Source organism: Gallaecimonas xiamenensis 3-C-1 (genome assembly GCF_000299915.1).
GTDB lineage: Bacteria > Pseudomonadota > Gammaproteobacteria > Enterobacterales > Gallaecimonadaceae > Gallaecimonas > Gallaecimonas xiamenensis.
This window is the reverse complement of record NZ_AMRI01000005.1, coordinates 18722-34017: the sequence shown is the minus strand read 5'-3', so window position 1 is coordinate 34017 and position 15296 is coordinate 18722. Positions and strand designations below refer to the sequence as shown.

Annotated in this window: 19 protein-coding genes; 15 read left to right on the top strand and 4 right to left on the bottom strand. The window is 61.1% G+C overall.

The features are described 5' to 3' along the window. The 3 genes from gloB (at position 1) to B3C1_RS04570 (ending at position 3987) form a co-directional block, all read left to right on the top strand. On the top strand, positions 1 to 786 hold the full coding sequence (gloB, locus tag B3C1_RS04580) for a hydroxyacylglutathione hydrolase (RefSeq protein WP_035481169.1): 786 nt from the start codon (positions 1 to 3) through the stop codon (positions 784 to 786). A gap of 29 nt (positions 787 to 815) precedes the next feature. After that, positions 816 to 2402 (top strand): lytic transglycosylase, encoded by a 1587-nt coding sequence (locus B3C1_RS04575; protein ID WP_035481167.1) that lies wholly within the window; start codon positions 816 to 818, stop codon positions 2400 to 2402. Between the two features lie 109 nt (positions 2403 to 2511). Beyond that, on the top strand, positions 2512 to 3987 hold the full coding sequence (locus B3C1_RS04570; protein ID WP_237750964.1) for a S10 family peptidase: 1476 nt from the start codon (positions 2512 to 2514) through the stop codon (positions 3985 to 3987). A gap of 30 nt (positions 3988 to 4017) precedes the next feature. Here B3C1_RS04570 and B3C1_RS04565 read toward each other — a convergent pair whose 3' ends face one another. After that, positions 4018 to 4635, bottom strand: coding sequence for a lysoplasmalogenase (locus B3C1_RS04565; protein ID WP_008483228.1), 618 nt, complete (start codon positions 4633 to 4635; stop codon positions 4018 to 4020). Positions 4636 to 4704: 69 nt separating this feature from the next. On the opposite strand from B3C1_RS04565, the gene B3C1_RS04560 reads away from it, so the two are divergent. Next, positions 4705 to 5289 carry an LON peptidase substrate-binding domain-containing protein gene (locus tag B3C1_RS04560; RefSeq protein WP_008483226.1) on the top strand — a complete coding sequence of 195 codons (585 nt, stop codon included), beginning with the start codon at positions 4705 to 4707 and terminating at the stop codon, positions 5287 to 5289. Here B3C1_RS04560 and B3C1_RS04555 read toward each other — a convergent pair. After that, the gene (locus B3C1_RS04555) at positions 5259 to 6296 is read right to left on the bottom strand and encodes an AI-2E family transporter (RefSeq protein WP_008483225.1); all 1038 of its coding nucleotides are present in this window, start codon (positions 6294 to 6296) and stop codon (positions 5259 to 5261) included. The genes B3C1_RS04560 and B3C1_RS04555 overlap by 31 nt on opposite strands. 120 nt (positions 6297 to 6416) lie before the next feature. Here B3C1_RS04555 and B3C1_RS04550 point away from each other — a divergent pair, with 120 nt between their 5' ends. The 5 genes from B3C1_RS04550 to B3C1_RS04530 all read left to right on the top strand — a co-directional run bounded on the left by B3C1_RS04550 (position 6417) and on the right by B3C1_RS04530 (position 9792). Beyond that, positions 6417 to 7310, top strand: coding sequence for a TIGR01777 family oxidoreductase (locus tag B3C1_RS04550; RefSeq protein WP_008483224.1), 894 nt, complete (start codon positions 6417 to 6419; stop codon positions 7308 to 7310). A 133-nt stretch (positions 7311 to 7443) separates the two neighbouring features. Further along, positions 7444 to 7794, top strand: coding sequence for a hypothetical protein (locus B3C1_RS04545; RefSeq protein ID WP_008483223.1), 351 nt, complete (start codon positions 7444 to 7446; stop codon positions 7792 to 7794). 9 nt (positions 7795 to 7803) lie between these two features. Next, positions 7804 to 8184, top strand: a complete 381-nt coding sequence (locus B3C1_RS04540) for a hypothetical protein (RefSeq protein ID WP_008483221.1) — start codon at positions 7804 to 7806, stop codon at positions 8182 to 8184. Between the two features lie 85 nt (positions 8185 to 8269). Then, positions 8270 to 8806 (top strand): hypothetical protein, encoded by a 537-nt coding sequence (locus B3C1_RS04535; RefSeq protein WP_008483219.1) that lies wholly within the window; start codon positions 8270 to 8272, stop codon positions 8804 to 8806. Between the two features lie 38 nt (positions 8807 to 8844). After that, positions 8845 to 9792 (top strand): MBL fold metallo-hydrolase, encoded by a 948-nt coding sequence (locus tag B3C1_RS04530; RefSeq protein WP_008483217.1) that lies wholly within the window; start codon positions 8845 to 8847, stop codon positions 9790 to 9792. A gap of 46 nt (positions 9793 to 9838) precedes the next feature. Here B3C1_RS04530 and B3C1_RS04525 read toward each other — a convergent pair whose 3' ends face one another. Next, positions 9839 to 11566 (bottom strand): hypothetical protein, encoded by a 1728-nt coding sequence (locus B3C1_RS04525; RefSeq protein ID WP_156804448.1) that lies wholly within the window; start codon positions 11564 to 11566, stop codon positions 9839 to 9841. Between the two features lie 350 nt (positions 11567 to 11916). Between B3C1_RS04525 and B3C1_RS04520 the strand changes: the two genes are divergently transcribed. The 5 genes from B3C1_RS04520 to B3C1_RS04500 all read left to right on the top strand — a co-directional run bounded on the left by B3C1_RS04520 (position 11917) and on the right by B3C1_RS04500 (position 14405). After that, positions 11917 to 12315: a hypothetical protein gene (locus B3C1_RS04520; protein WP_008483215.1), complete on the top strand. Its 399-nt coding sequence runs from the start codon at positions 11917 to 11919 to the stop codon at positions 12313 to 12315. Positions 12316 to 12363: 48 nt separating this feature from the next. After that, positions 12364 to 13053 carry a phytanoyl-CoA dioxygenase family protein gene (locus tag B3C1_RS04515; RefSeq protein ID WP_035481159.1) on the top strand — a complete coding sequence of 230 codons (690 nt, stop codon included), beginning with the start codon at positions 12364 to 12366 and terminating at the stop codon, positions 13051 to 13053. A gap of 73 nt (positions 13054 to 13126) precedes the next feature. Further along, the gene (locus tag B3C1_RS04510) at positions 13127 to 13717 is read left to right on the top strand and encodes a hypothetical protein (RefSeq protein WP_008483213.1); all 591 of its coding nucleotides are present in this window, start codon (positions 13127 to 13129) and stop codon (positions 13715 to 13717) included. A gap of 4 nt (positions 13718 to 13721) precedes the next feature. Further along, positions 13722 to 14090 (top strand): pYEATS domain-containing protein, encoded by a 369-nt coding sequence (locus tag B3C1_RS04505; RefSeq protein ID WP_008483212.1) that lies wholly within the window; start codon positions 13722 to 13724, stop codon positions 14088 to 14090. A gap of 24 nt (positions 14091 to 14114) precedes the next feature. Then, the gene (locus B3C1_RS04500) at positions 14115 to 14405 is read left to right on the top strand and encodes a helix-hairpin-helix domain-containing protein (RefSeq protein ID WP_008483211.1); all 291 of its coding nucleotides are present in this window, start codon (positions 14115 to 14117) and stop codon (positions 14403 to 14405) included. 4 nt (positions 14406 to 14409) lie between these two features. Here B3C1_RS04500 and B3C1_RS04495 read toward each other — a convergent pair whose 3' ends face one another. Next, positions 14410 to 14658, bottom strand: a complete 249-nt coding sequence (locus B3C1_RS04495; RefSeq protein ID WP_008483210.1) for a DUF6489 family protein — start codon at positions 14656 to 14658, stop codon at positions 14410 to 14412. Positions 14659 to 14878: 220 nt separating this feature from the next. Here B3C1_RS04495 and B3C1_RS04490 point away from each other — a divergent pair, with 220 nt between their 5' ends. Further along, positions 14879 to 15295, top strand: coding sequence for a hypothetical protein (locus B3C1_RS04490; protein ID WP_008483209.1), 417 nt, complete (start codon positions 14879 to 14881; stop codon positions 15293 to 15295). Position 15296: the final 1 nt, after the last annotated feature.

Sequence of the window (15296 nt, the reverse complement as noted above, 5' to 3'; positions counted from 1 at the left end):
ATGAACAAGAGCCTCCCCCACCAGGACCCGGTATTTGCCATTCCTGCCTTTAAGGATAACTACATCTGGGCCATTCGCACCGGCCCGGACAGCATCGCCGTGGTGGACCCAGGTGACGCCCAACCGGTGCTGGCAGTATTGGCCGAGCGCCAATGGACCCTCAGCGCCATTCTCATCACCCATCACCACTGGGACCACACCGGCGGCATCGCCGAGCTGTGCGCCCGCTACCCGGTGCCTGTTTACGGGCCGGCCAGCGAAGACATTGACGGCATTACCCAGCCCCTGTCAGAAGGTGATCGGGTTCAACTTCAAACGCTTGAGACTTTGCAGGTTCTGGCGGTTCCGGGCCATACTCGGGGCCATATCGCCTATTTTGGTCAAGGAATGCTCTTTTGTGGCGATACCTTGTTCAGCGGAGGTTGCGGGCGCCTGTTCGAAGGTGACGCTCCTACGATGTTCGAGTCGCTGCAAAAACTGGCGGCGCTCCCCGGGGAAACCCGGGTCTACTGCACCCACGAATACACCCAGGCCAACCTGGGGTTCGCCTGGAAAGTGGAACCCACCAACCAGGCATTGAAAACCTACATGGAGGACGTAGCCCGCTGGCGCCAAGCCGGTCTGGCCACCCTGCCCTCCACGCTGGCGAAAGAAAAGGCCATCAATCCTTTCTTGCGCGTTGAACAGACCGCCGTCAAGGCAGCAGCGGAAGCCTTCAATGAAGGTCCCTGTGATACGGCCGTCCAAGTTTTTGCGGCGCTGCGACGCTTCAAGGATATGAGCTGACCAAGGCCCCCAACCCAAAAATGACATTGATGAAAAAGACAGCATTAGCCTTGCTGCTGCCGGTGCTTTTGGCCGGCTGCCAGATGACCCACAGTACTGAGTCCCCCGACGAACTGCCGGTGGTACTGAGTACCGACACGCCCGACGACACCGCCGTAGCTGCGGCTGGCGACGAAACCCTGCCCCCCGAGCCTGAGAGTTCCGAGGTGGATATCCTGGCTGACGGCGACGCCGAAGCGGTGGCGCCCTTTGACAACCTCTGGGACCAGATCAGCAACGATTTTGCCCTGAGCTACGACAACCAGCAGCCTCGGATCCAGACCCAGTTGGCCTGGTTTAAAAAGCACCCCAAGTACCTGGAAAGGGTATCCAAGCGGGCCGAGCCTTTCCTGTACATCATCGTCGATGAGCTGGAACAGGCCGGGGTGCCCACCGAACTGACCCTGCTGCCCATAGTCGAGAGCGCCTTCGATCCCTTCGCCTACTCCCACGGCCGCGCTGCCGGCATGTGGCAGTTCATCAGCGGCACCGGTAAGCGCTTTGGCCTGGAACAGGACTACTGGTACGACGGCCGCCGTGACGTGCTGGCCTCTACCAAGGCTGCCGTGGCCTACCTCAAGTACCTCAACCAGATGTTCGACGGTGACTGGCTCCACGCCCTGGCCGCCTACAACTCAGGTGAAGGCCGGGTGATGCGCGCCATCGCCAGCAACAAGAAAAAGGGCAAACCCACCGATTTTTGGTCCTTGGATCTGCCCCGTGAGACCCGTGCCTATGTGCCGCGCCTGCTGGCCCTGGCCGAGATCCTCAAAAGCGAGGAAGGCAAGGCCCACTTCAAGGCGGTGGCCAACGAGCAGCGCCTGGCCCAGGTGACCGTGGACAAGCAGCTGGACTTGTCGGTAGCGGCCGAACTGGCCGGGATCAGTGTCAGCAAGCTGCATGCCCTTAACCCCGGTTTTAACCGCTGGGCCACCAGCCCGGACAGCACCCAGGTGCTGTTGCTGCCCATGGACAAAGCCGAGGGCTTCAACACCAAACTGGCCGCCCTGCCCGCCAAAGACCGGCTGCGCTGGGCCCGCCACAAGGTGAAAAGCGGCGACAGCCTGCTCAAGCTGGCCCATCTGTACGAAACGGACGTGCCATCCCTGCGTAAGGCCAACAGCATCAGCGGCAACATTATCCGTGTCGGCCAGGAATTGATGATCCCCCTGTCCAGCCAGGCGTTGGCCGACGGCCGCCCCAGCCAGGCGGTGGCCAACCGCCGCGCCACCATCAGCCATCAGGTGCGCAGTGGTGAGAGCCTGTGGACCATAGCCCGCAAGTACCAGGTATCCACCAAGGATCTGGCCCGCTGGAACAACATGTCTCCCAAGGACACCCTGTCCCTGAACCGCAAGCTCACCGTTTGGCTGAGCTCCGACGCCAACACCCGCGCCAGCGGCGGTGTCAGCCGCAACGTCAGTTACAAGGTGCGCCGTGGTGACTCCCTGGCCCTGATTGCCAGCAAGTTCAAGGTCACGGTCAACGACCTGCTCAAGTGGAATCAGTTGGACGCAGACAACTACCTGCAACCGGGGCAAGTGCTCAAGTTGATGGTGGATGTGACCCGCTCCTGACCAAAAGGCCCGCAATCGCGGGCCTTTTGCTTTCTGTCGTATCTGCTCTTGCAGTCAGGTCACCAGCAACAATACTGGCCTAAATCCATAACGATAAGAGAACGCACTTGTGAGAACCTTGCTCTTGGGCATGGCCCTGGTGATGGCGCCCGCCCTGGCTGCCGATAAAGCCCCGGCCCCCGCCGTCAACGATCAAAAAGTGGTGACCGAGCACAGCCTGCGTATCCACGGCAACAAGCTGGACTACAAGGCCACCACCGGCACCCTGGTGCTGAAAAACGACAAGGGCGAGCCCACCGCCAGCTACTTCTACGTGGCCTACACCAAAGACGATGTGAGCGATGTGCGCAAGCGCCCGGTGACTTTCGCCTTTAACGGAGGCCCTGGCTCTTCTTCGGTCTGGCTGCACCTGGGCACCTTCGGCCCGCGCCGCATCCAGTTCCCCGACGTCACCCAGCCCGCCAATGCCCCCTTTGACCTGGTGGACAACGACGACAGCATCCTCGACGCCACCGATCTGGTCTTTATCGACCCGGTGGGCACTGGTTATTCCAAGGCCGAAGGCAAGGCCGAGGGCAAGGACTTTTGGGGCGTCAAGGCCGACAAGGTGGCCATGGCCGACTTTATCCGCCTCTGGCTGACCCGTGCCGAACGCTGGAACTCCCCCAAATTCCTGGCCGGTGAGTCCTACGGCACCACCCGCAGCGCCGCCGTGGTGGACGAGCTGGAAAACCGGGGGGTTTACATGAACGGCGTGATGCTGATCTCCAGCATCCTCAACTTCCAGACCGCCCGTTTCGAAACCGGCAACGATCTACCCTACATCACCTTCCTGCCCACCTATGCGGCCACCGCCTGGTATCACAATGCCTTGCCGAATAAGCCCCAGGATCTGGAGGCCTTCTTGCAGGAAGTACGGGATTTTGCCGGCGGCCAGTACGCCAGTGCCCTGATGCAGGGTTCCAAGCTGCCCACCGCCCAGAAGGCGCAGATCATCGACAAGCTGCACCAGTACACCGGCCTGGACAAGGCCTACCTGGACCAGACCAACCTGCGTATCAGCATCTTCCGCTTCACCAAGGAACTGCTCCGTGACCAGCGCCGCACCGTCGGCCGCCTGGACAGCCGCTTTATCGGTATCGACCGCGACGCCGCCGGTGAAAGCTTCCAGCACGATCCCAGCTACACCGCCATCATGGGCCCCTACACCGCCGCCTTTAACGACTACGTGCGCCGCGAGCTCAAGTTCAAGGACGACAGCGAATACCAGATCCTGTCTGGCAAGGTAAACCGCGCCTGGGATTGGGACACCGACCGCGCCGGCTACACCAATGTCGCCGAGGATCTGCGCCACGCCATGAGCACCAACACCCACCTCAAGGTGATGGTGGCCAACGGCTATTACGATCTGGCGACCCCCTTCTATGCCACCGAGTACACCTTCAGCCACATGGACCTGGAGCCGAGCATCGAGAAGAACGTCAGCTTCAGCTACTACCCGGCCGGACACATGATGTACGTGCAGCCCGACTCACGCATCAAGCTCAACCAGACGGTGCGCGACTTTATCAAGAGCGCCTACTGAGTAAAAAAAGCCCGGCATCGCCGGGCTTTTTCATGTCAGGGACAACACCAACAGGTACTGGGCCCCGTAGTAGGTGCCCATGATGACGGCGCTGGCCGCCTTGAAGGGCCGGCGAAAACGGTCCAGGGCCAGCACGCTGTCGGACAGCATAAACACCAAAGCACCCAACGCCGCCAAGGCGGTGCCACTGCCGGGGGCCGCCAGATAACGCTCGCCGGCCAGCCAGGCCATCAGCAAAATGGCCGCCATGTAACCCAGCACCGGCCCCTTGAAGGCCCCAAGGCCAGGCCAAAGCAGCCGCAGCACCAGCGCCGCCACCACCAGCAGCGCCAGCAGCCAGGGCCAATGCAGCCCATGCTCCTGAGGCCAGAAGGCCGCCACGTAACAAAGATGGGCCAGTAAAAAGGCCACCAGTCCCGCCACAAAACGATCCTTTGGCAACATCAGCAAGATGTCCCCCAGGGTGGACAGCAACAACCCGGCCAGCAGCCAGCGCCCATAGGGACTGTCGCTGGCACCAAGGCCCAGGGCCATGGCCACCAGCACCAACATGGCGCCGGGCTTGGACAGGTAAAAAAACCACTTGGGTCCCCGGTAGGCCGCCGCCATATGGCCCAGCCCCAGGGCTGCAAAGACAAGGTTGAGCATCCCGCCTCCTGATCTGCTCCTGCATAATGGGGGTATAACCGGTAGCACTACCCCTAACGAGTGATGTTGATGGACGTTGCGCAGTTTGTACTGGACACCCAGATCCTGCCCGGCGGGCGCATGCCGCTGCGGGTCTTTGAACCACGTTACCTGCGGATGGTGGCCGATGCCATGGCCGGCCGACGGCCCTTTGGGATCTGCATGCCCAACCCCAAAGCCCCCCTCAATACCCCCGAGCGGCTCTGCCCCGTGGGTACCCTGGTGGCAGTGGTGGACTTTGAATCCCTGCCCGATGGCCGCCTTGGCATCACGGTGGAAGGGCGCCAGCGCTACCGTATCCTGTCGAGCCGCCAGGAAGAGGACAAACTGCACCTGGCCCAGGTGCAGCTATTGGACAACTGGCCGGCCCTGGCCCTGCCCGACGGCGCTGCCGTGCTGCAAAAACTGCTGGGGCAGGTATTCGAGGAACATCCGGAGCTGGCGGAACTTTACCCCCAGCCGGCCTTTGACGACGCCGCCTGGCTCACCGCCCGTTGGCTGGAGATACTGCCCCTGTCAGGACCCGAGCGCCAACCCTTGATTGAAGGCAGCAATTGCGAACCGGCCCTGCTGTTCTTGTGCCGTCAGCTGCGCGCCTCTTTGGCCTCTTCCTGAGCCGGCAGATCGCCCCCCAGCAATATTGCCAGGTGGGCCGACTTGGGATTGGACTCCAAGGCAATCTTGATGATCATGGTCAGGGGCACCGACAGCAGCATGCCCACAGTGCCCAGCAACCAGCCCCAGAATACCAGGCTCAGGAACACCACCAGGGTGGACAGTCCCAGGCCCCGGCCCATCAGCCTGGGTTCGACGCCGTTGCCCATCAGGGTATTGACCAGCAAAAAGCCAAGGGCCGTCAGCCCCGCATGACCCAGGCCCAGCTGCAACAACGCCAGCAGCACCGCCGGTATGGCGGCGATGATGGAACCGATGTTGGGAATGTAGTTGAGCAGAAAGGCCAGCACCCCCCAAAGCAGCGGGAAGTCCACCCCCAGTACCCAGAGCCACAGCCAGATAAGGGCCCCGGTGCACAGGCTCACCAGGGTCTTGATGGCCAGGTAGTGATTGACCGACCGGAAAAACCGGTCCAGGGCCAGGTAGATGTGTTCGGCGCCGCCGCTGGCCATGTGCACCTTTTCCGACAGGCTCTTGGCCTCGAACAACATGAACACCACGGTCAGCAGGATCAGGAAGAAGTTGGTCAGCAACCCTCCCAGGCTGGACAGGGTATTGGCAGCCATGCTCATGGCGGCACCGGGGTCCAAGATGGTTTGCAGCTGCTGGCGGTCGAGGTTGATGTTGTATTGGGCCAGGTGATCGGTCACCCAACTGAATTGGGTCAGCAGGCGGGCACGATACTCAGGGATATTGGCGGAGAACTGGTTGAGGGAACTGCCCACCAGGCCAGTCAGCATCAGGCCCAACAACACGATAAGGGCAATGATCAGCACCACCGCCAAGGCCCTTGGCACCTTGAAGCGGGCCAGCCAGTTCACCAGCGGATTGCAGGTGATGGCGATAAAGGCCGACAGCAAAAAGGGCACCAGCATGTCGGCCGACAGCTTGATGCCGGCCAGCACTATCACCAGGGCGGCCAGCCCTACTATCCAAGAACGGGTCATCGTTTCTGTTTTCCTTCCCTGCGCCGCCCGCTGAACGAGGCTGAGCGGGCGCTTGACGACAAGACAATGAGTTTCTAGGTTTTTTCCTCAATACTCAAGGTAAGGCCCCGGGAGGTCATCATGAGTAAGCCCCAATTGTTCATCACCGGCGGCACCGGTTTTATCGGCCGGGCCCTGGTGGCGGCCCTCAAAGGCCGCTTTGCCATCACCGCCTTGACCCGTAACCCCGACAAGGCCCGGGCTCTGCTGGGCGAGGATATAAGCCTTTGCGCCAATGTGCCGGACCTTACCGGCATGGATGCGGTCATCAACCTGGCCGGCGAACCCATAGCCGACAAGCGCTGGAGCCAGCACCAGAAGCGGCGCCTCGAAAGCAGCCGCTGGCAGCTCACCGAAGAACTGGTGAACGCCATGGCCAAGGCCCCACCCAGGGTCTTTATCAGCGGTTCGGCCATCGGTTACTACGGCCCCCAGTCACCGGATACCATAGTCACGGAGAGCTACAGCGCCATCACCGACGACTTTGCCCACCGCCTTTGTGCCGGTTGGGAGCAGCGTGCCCTTAAAGCCCAGGAATTTACCCGGGTTTGCCTGCTGCGCACCGGGGTGGTGCTGGGTAAAGGTGGCGGCGCCCTGCACAAGATGCTGCCGCCCTTCAAGCTGGGCCTGGGCGGCAGGATAGGGTCGGGGGAACAGATGATGAGCTGGATAAGCCATACCGACATGGTTGCCGCCATCCTCTTCCTGCTGGACAGGGAGGATCTGTCCGGGGCTTTCAACTGCACGGCCCCAAACCCGGTCAGCAACAGCGAGCTGACCCAGGCCCTTGGCCGCGCCCTTGGCCGCCCCACCCTGTTGCCCATGCCGCCTTTGGCAGCCAAGCTACTGCTGGGAGAAGGGGCCACCTTGCTGCTGGACGGCCAGAAGGTGATCCCCAAACGCTTGCTGGAAGCCGGCTTTGTGTTTCAACACCCGGAGCTGGACGGTGCCCTGGCAGCCCAATTGAGAGCCTGATCAAAAATACCGCCCTCCCCTTGGCAAGCTGCCACGGCAGCTGCTTTGCTTTTTAGGCATCAGGGATGATGAAAAGGCCTTTCAAGGCCGTGCTCCTCGTCCCTGCCCAAGGACGGAAAAGGAGCAGACGGCGATGATCAAGACAATAGCAACGGGCCTGACGGCCCTCTTACTGGCTGGCAACCTTCTGGCCGCCGAGCCAACTCCCGAACTCAGTCAACAGCAGTTGGACGACATCAGGGCCCTGCAGGCCGATCCCTATATCGCAGTGCAGTTGTCCAACGACCAGATAAAGCTGGTGCCAAGAAGCCTGGTTGACGCCCAGTTCCCAGAGGCAGCCATGGCATCGGATGTTGCTGTGGACAGACTCGCCGCGAACCAACGGCTGATCGAGCTGGAAAAGCGGGTGCGCAGTCTCGAAGACATCATCCAGCTGCAAACCGCCTTGCTCCAAAACATCAATGACACCCTGAATAAACCCTAAGGACAGCCCATGGCCGACTCAGCCTCAGACCGCCAGGCCCTGATGGACAGCCTGACCCAAAAAACCGCCGAACTCGGCAGCACCACCGACAAATGGCTGGCGCCTGATACGGGCCCCAACACGGCTTGGTCACCGGATCTGGCCATTACCCTTAGCATCATCATCCTGGTGTTTGGGATCACCGTGTTCGGCTTTATGGCCCACCTGATCAAAAAAGGGCATGACGCCAACGAGGTACTGCGAGTCTGCGCCCTGCCCCTTATCATCACCTCGGCCACCTTCCTGATCGTGGTGGGGTACAGCCAACAGCAAATAGCACCGGTGATGGGCCTACTGGGCACGGTGGCCGGCTATCTGCTTGGCAATCGTAACGCGAAAAAAGGCGACTGACTCAGGCCCCAAGCCCGAAAAGTACCTGGCCGGCAAGGGCTGGTCTGGCGTAGGCTTGAGCCTCTTTTACCCCAGGTTGTCCAGGATGAGATTGCCCGCCCCCATCGAGGTCCGCTGCCCCCATTGCCAGGGCCAGGCCTTTTTTGAAGAACCTTTTGAATTTCACTCGGCCCGTCATTTTGATGCCAGCGCCGAACACAGGCCGGTACACCGCTGGAGTAACTGGCTGGTGGTGGAACGCTTTCCCAGCCATTACCGCTGGAAGGCCCCCCGCTCCAGCGGCGCCTACATAAGAAGCGGCGGCTATCAAGAAGGGGGAGTACCTGAAAGCGAAGGGGGCTACCCGCTGATGACCCAGGGCCTTATCCGCTGCCCTGCCTGCCACCAGCAAAGCCGGCGGCGCCTGCAATGGCCCACCGATGCCTATTGGCAGTGGCAGATCCGGGGCCAGTGCCTCTGGGCCTGGGACCGCCAGCACGCCCTGGCCATTTTGGCCTATGTCCAGGCCGATAACAGGCCCAGCCGCCGGGGCGGCTCACCGGTGCGCTATGTGCCCAGCCACTTTTTAACCGCCAAGATCCGCGAGTTGGTGGTGCGCAAACTGACCCAGAGCCTGGGCTGAGCCTATACTGGCGTCAACGCCATCAAAGGACGGCTCCCATGGCCAAGCTGCTCATCCTCCTGCTGTTACTCAATACCGGTCAGGCCCTGGCCGCCCTGGTCAAGGTAACTCCCCTTGGCAGCCAGGAGGGGGAATTTTGCCCCCAGGACAGGGCCCTGCTGTTTGAAGATCCTGACGGCACCCGCCTGTTGTTCGACCCAGGCCGCACCGTCGCCGGTGCCAGCGACCCGCGCCTTGGCCATATCGATGGGGTCTTGGTCAGCCACCTGCACGGCGACCACCTGGGTAATGCCCATATCAAGGGCCCCAATAGCGGCTGCGCCCAGACCGGGCCGATGCAATCGGACCTTCCCTACGGCAATGCCGTGGCCATTGCCCTGGGCAAAAAAGCCAAGCTGGTTTCCGGGTCTGAGATGCCAGCCTTTTTTGCCGCCAAACTCAAGGCCCTTGGGGGCGATCCGCGCCAGTCCTTGCTGGTGCGCTTTGGCGGCCAACTCAAGGTTGGCGGCGTCACCATCAGCACAGTGCCGGCCATCCACAGCAATGGCGTCGGCCCCGAATGGATTGGCGGCGACCTGGGCAGCGCCATGGCCGAGGCCGGGATCAAGGGCGACGCCGGCCCTGCCACCGGTTTTATCCTGCGTTTCAGCAATGGCCTGGTGGCCTACCTGTCCGGGGACACCGGCCTGAGCGCCGAGCAAAAGTATGTGGTGCATGACTATTACCGCCCCGGCCTGGCGGTGATCAACATCGGCGATACCTACACCACAGGCCCGAAGGAAGCGGCCTTCGTGGTGGAACAGTGGTTAAAGCCGGCCAGCGTCATTGCCTCCCATGCCAATGAGGTGGCCACCGAAAAGGGCCAACTGCAGCCCGATACCCGCAGCGCCCTGTTTCTAAAAGCCGTAACCCTGCCGGCCTACCTGCCCCTATCGGGCCGTACCCTGGCCTTCGACGGCCAGGGCCGTTGCCAAAGCGGCTGGTGAGAGTAAAAAAGGCGGCCCCAGGCCGCCTTTTTTAGCAGGCACCACCTTAGTTGCCGGTGACGGCGGCAATCATGGCATTGACATTAAACTGGGCCAGGGCCGGCAGGGACCGCATGTTGGCGTTGTCGCTACCAAAGTCCTGGTCGTAGACCTGGCTGAGGGAATCGGCTATCGCCTGCCCAAAGTCGCTGACCGGGCTGGCCTGGGTACTGTAGACAGGCTGGCCTATGACATTGGGGTTGGCAGCGTCCTTGTTGGCCAGGCACTGCACCGTGGCCTGGGCAAACATCGGCACCGGGCCAGCGTCGCTGGCCACAAAGCCCATCATCAGCACCAGGTGATCGTCGTACTCTGACGACACCTCCAGGTCCACCTTACAGCTCACCAGCATACCGGCCCCTTGGCGCATCTGGGTCACCTCGTAATACCAGGTGCGGCAGGCATGGCCCTGGTAGTGGTACTCGGTTTTTTTGTTCAGATTGCCATTGGTTGCCGGTGCCTGCTGCCAACCACTGCCTTGCAACATGCTGGTGACGCGGTTGTAGTCGACGCTAAGGGCGCTGTCGCCCTGGGGCTGGCCCTGGGTCACCGCCAGGCAGGCCCTGGCAATGGTATGGCAGCTCACCGGGATCATGTAGAAGCGGCCACCGTCACTCTCGCTGATATTGGCAATAACGCTACAGATCTTGTTGAAGGTGTTACAGGCGGCATCGAAGATCGCCACAAAGTCCTGGGCCGCCTCTTCGGAAATACCGGCGGTGGCCAGCATCGCCAGCACCCCTTCCATTTCCACGGCGGCATCGACCACCTTGATCAACCAAGGCGGGACCTCAAAGGCACTGCCGGCCTGCCAATCCTGCTGGACCTGGGTCAGTTGCTTGTCGGCGTTGAAGGTCAAGGTCAGGTTGGAGGTGTCATCGGTGGAGGCGGCTACGATATGGTTTATTTCAATCTCGGCGACCATGCCATTGCTTGGAAAAGACAAGACAGGTTGGTAGATGCGGTAGGAGGCATCCTGGGTCTGGTAGTCAATGGCGTCACCGGCCAGCTTGTCATCCTCCCAGTAGTTGGGATACTGCTCATCAAAGTAGCTCTGGCTCAGATCCAGGCTCCAGGGGCCCGGTTCTGAGGTAGCGTCAAAGCAGCGAAAGCTCTGGATCTGGTTCTTCCAGTCATCATTGTCCCCCCTGCGGACGTCTTGCAGATCTTTATGCGCGGTATTGGGGGGCACTTTCAGGCGATTGCCGGAGAAATTGAGGTCATCGAACACATCCAGCCATTGGTTTTGGCCTGTGGCTAGGGAGGTAATGTTGTTTTTCATATCCCGGGCGCTCTCGGAGTCCCTGACCGAGGTGTAGTTGACCTCGTTTAGATCCCCTTGCTGGTGGTTGCCGCTGTATACCCTGGCGTCCCCGGCAAAGTCGCCGTCTTCGGCGAAAATCAGGGTGCCAACCTGCAAGTCCAGCTTGGGCTGGTTGCTGCTGTTCCAAAAGCTGGGCTGGTGGTCATACACCACAAAACTGGAGATCTGGTTTTTCCAGTTGCCACTGCCCCGGCTGACCTTGTGCAGGTCAGAGTGGCTGCTATTGGGACCGACCTTGAGGGCATCGCCGCCGTAGTTATGCTGCTGGTAAGCGATAAGCCAGGTATTGGGGCCGACCTTGAGGGAGTCGATGTAGCTGATCCCGGGGTCAGGCTGTGCCTGGGGCCCGGTGTAACTGGCGATAAAGTCTTTGAAATTGTGGTTGCCGTAAAAGCTGACGGTTGTCGACATGATGGTCACCTCCGATGTGTACATGCTTATCGTCCCTGCCGGTTCTCAGTCTTGGCAACGGCGATATCCGGTTGCCCTGGCAAGCAGGGCAACTACCAAGCCTAGTCGCCCTGGTTTTGCTTGCATGACCTAACTTAAATATTTGCCCATGTCCCCCACCACTGCGGTAGCCAAAGCATCCTTGCCCGGAGCTTGGCAAACCAAGCTGCTGACTTTCCTCGCTTTTAAAGCCAGCAGCAAGGATGTTGCCAAATTGTTTACATTGCTTTTTACTCATAGAACCGATGCTGGCCTACCGTTACAGAAAAGGGCCACCGTCTCTGTCTTCAGATGGGGAAAGGAAGAACACCATGTCAGGGGAAAATCTACAGTACGTGCGCAGCCTGCTCGCACAATATGCGCAGAAGTACCGCCGCTCCGCCTTGCGCTGGAAGCTCTCCTACCGCGCTCTGCTGGTTCTTTCTGCCGTATTCAGCACGGCGGCGGCAGTGATTGGCAAACTCGATGGCCACTACTTTGCATCCCACAGCGACGTCGCCGCCATCTGCGCCGCCGTCGCGGCGGTGATCACTACCCTTATCGCCGCCCTGGATTTTGAGGTGAACTGGCGCATCAACCGCCAGTCCCGCCATGAAGTGGACATTATTGGCCTGGCAGCCGAAAAGTCAGATGCCGACGCAGACCAGCTGTTGTCAGAACTCCAGGCCATAGTGGCAAGACGTAATGAAAGCCTTAACCGCCAGGACTAGGTCGGCCATAGAGCAAGGACTGGACTCGTGTCGGTAAAAGGCACTGCCATGACGCCTCCAGGGCTCACCGAGCTGGCCCTTGAAAGCCAACAAATCCAGCAGCAGGGCTACGCCCTATTAAGACAAGCCATACCCCCCACCTGGCTGGCAGGCCTTCGCCAGGCCTTTGATGAAGGGGTGAGGCCCTCGGCGCAGTGGCCTGTGCCCAGGGGTCCGGATTGGCGCCATGCCCTGGTGGACTTGGACCCCAAGGTGCAGGCGCTATGTCGCTTACCGCCGCTGCTGGCCGTGGTGGGGGCATTGATTGGCGAGGACTTTTTCCTGGCCCAGGTGGAGGGGCGTGAACCCCTTGGCGGGGGCGGCTACCAGCGGCTGCACCGGGATCTGTCGGCCCAGCGGCCGGGGGATACGGTCAATGCCATCGCCTACCTCGACGACTACGGCCCGGCCAATGGTGCCACCCGCCTGGTGCCCGCCAGCCATCGCGGTCCATTTGACGCCGCCCGGGCCGACGCCGACTTTGAAGCCAAAGCCATGCAGCTGGAGGGTAAGGCGGGGGACATACTGGTGTTTGACGCCGACCTGGTGCACGCCGCTAGCGTCAACCGCAGCGGTGCCAGGCGCCGCTCCCTGCTGCTGGGCTATTTTGCCAAGTCCCTCTTTGGCGCCCACCAACAAAGCGCCGCCCTAAGGGGGGTGCGCATGGATACCTCAGAGTGGTTCCCGGCCCAGGGGTGAAGGGGGCAGAAACGACACAGGGCCAAGCCGCATCAAGGCCCCTGGCATGACGAAACGACAGGAACATAGCGCAATGAACCAGCACCAATTCAACGCCTTGGTGATGCGTGCCAAGGACGCCTGGGAACACATGGAGACCTTTCGCCTGGCCTATGTGGCCAATGCCGACCAGCTGGCCCGCCAGGCCGACAAGCTCAAGTGGGCCACCATCAGCGTCGGCTTTTTGACCGGGGTCTGCTCGGTGCCCATTTTTCTGCAGGTATCGGCCACCGAATACCTGGTGGCGGTGTTCGGTGTGGTCACCGGCTCCTTGACCCTGGTGGACAAGCATTTTCGCTGGGAAGAGTTGTCGGCCCAGGCCTGGATGAACCAAAAGGCCCTGGACGGCCTGCAGCGGGATCTCTACAACTTCGTGATAGACCTTGGCCACGCCAAGGCCCCCAAGGACCCGGGCCTGTTTATTCAGCAGATCAACGAAAAGGCCGAGAAGTACACCGGGCTTCGCATCATGAACATCGGCCAGTGGTCGGCCAAGGCCAAGGAGGCGGTGCGCCTGCACGGCATATCCAAGCTCACCTTTACCCAGGGCCTGGACAGCAAGCCGGACCCTGACGAATTCCCCACCGAAGACGCCGAAGGCATTGTCGAAGTGACTCGAGGATAAGGCCATGGATATTCAGATAAAACAGAACGTCATTCGCAGCAGCGACGGCCGCATCAAGTACAAGAGGTTCAGCCCCAATGGCCGTGACCATTACCACCTGGGGGTCTGGATAGACGGTGAAGAGCGGGACCTGGACCAGATAAGCTTCGTCGAATACCGGCTCCATTCCACCTTCACTAACCCGCTGCGCCGCTCGGCCAACCGCCGTAACAATTTTTCCATCACCTTCTGGACCTGGGGCATGTTCCAGATTGAGGTGACACTGCACCTGCATAACGGCCAAACCCAGCGCCTGAGCCACAACCTGGCCTATCAACTGCCGGCCGACGAGGGCAACAACTATGTGGATGTCTCGCAAAAGGAAGAATGCTAATGGCCGCAAAGACGGAGCCGGGCCATGAACCCCGATAAGGTCAGCCGCGCGCGGCTAAAGGCGCTGACCGATCTTCCTAATATCGGCAAGGCCGGGGCCGCTGACCTTAGGCTGCTGGGCATCAAGACCCCGGCCGATCTCAAGGGCCAGGACCCTTTTGATCTTTACCTGCGCCTGTGCGCCTTGACCGGCAGCCGCCAAGACCCTTGCGTGCTGGACGTGCTGATGTCGGTGACCGCCTTTATGGAAGGGGACAGCCCCAAGCCCTGGTGGGCCTACACCCAAGAGCGCAAGGCGCGATTTCCGGATCTCTAGGGCCCTAGCCCTGCCCTGTGGCCTTGCCCATCATCTGCGCCCAAAAGGCCTTTTGCAGTGCCTCAAAGGCCTTGATATCGGCGCCGGGGAACCACTGCTTGGCCAGGGTCTGGGGGTCCATGCCCTCCAACCCCGCTTTCAGGCGATCCTCGAATTGGGCCATCATGGCGGCCTGGACCGGTTTGACATCCGGCAGCCCCAAAAAGGCACGGGCCTCCTCCGGGGTGCATTCCACATTGATGGTGACTTTCATCCTTAGCCCTCCTGATTGTTGGGGTTTGCCAAAGCTCGGTCCATGTCCTTCCAAGCTAGTGCAGCCCTGGCCCCTTGGCAATGGCAATCTCGGCGCAAGCATTTGATTAGTAAAGGTCATTCAAGGCCCCTCAGCGCTCCCCAAGACACAATTTGCAACCACTTTGCCCTGCCGGGGCGCCGCCAGGTGCGCTAGAGTCGGCAAAAAAAAGGAGTAACCCATGACCCCCTTCCCCCGCCACACCCCCTGGACCCAACTGGTGGCAGGCCTGTTGCTGCTGGACGCCGCCGGCGGCGCCTCGCGGGCTATTGCGGCCGGCAGCGAGCTATTTACCCCTAGCCTGGCCCAGGGGCTGATGCTGCTGGCCCTGCCCCTGGCCAAGGCCGCCCTTGGGATTTTGGTGCTGCGCCGCCAGCGCCGAGCCCTGCTGCTGACCGCCGGCCTCTACCTGCTACAGGTGCTGGGCATACAGCTGGCCAGCGCGCACCTGGCCCTGAGCGATTTTCGCCTGCTGGGGGTAATGTTTGTGCTCGACAGCGGCACCCGTGTAGCCCTGGATCTGAGCGCCCTGGCCCTGTGCCTGGTGGCCATCAAGGCGTATGGCTCCGCCTCAACCAAGGCACCGGCCCTGGAGTAAG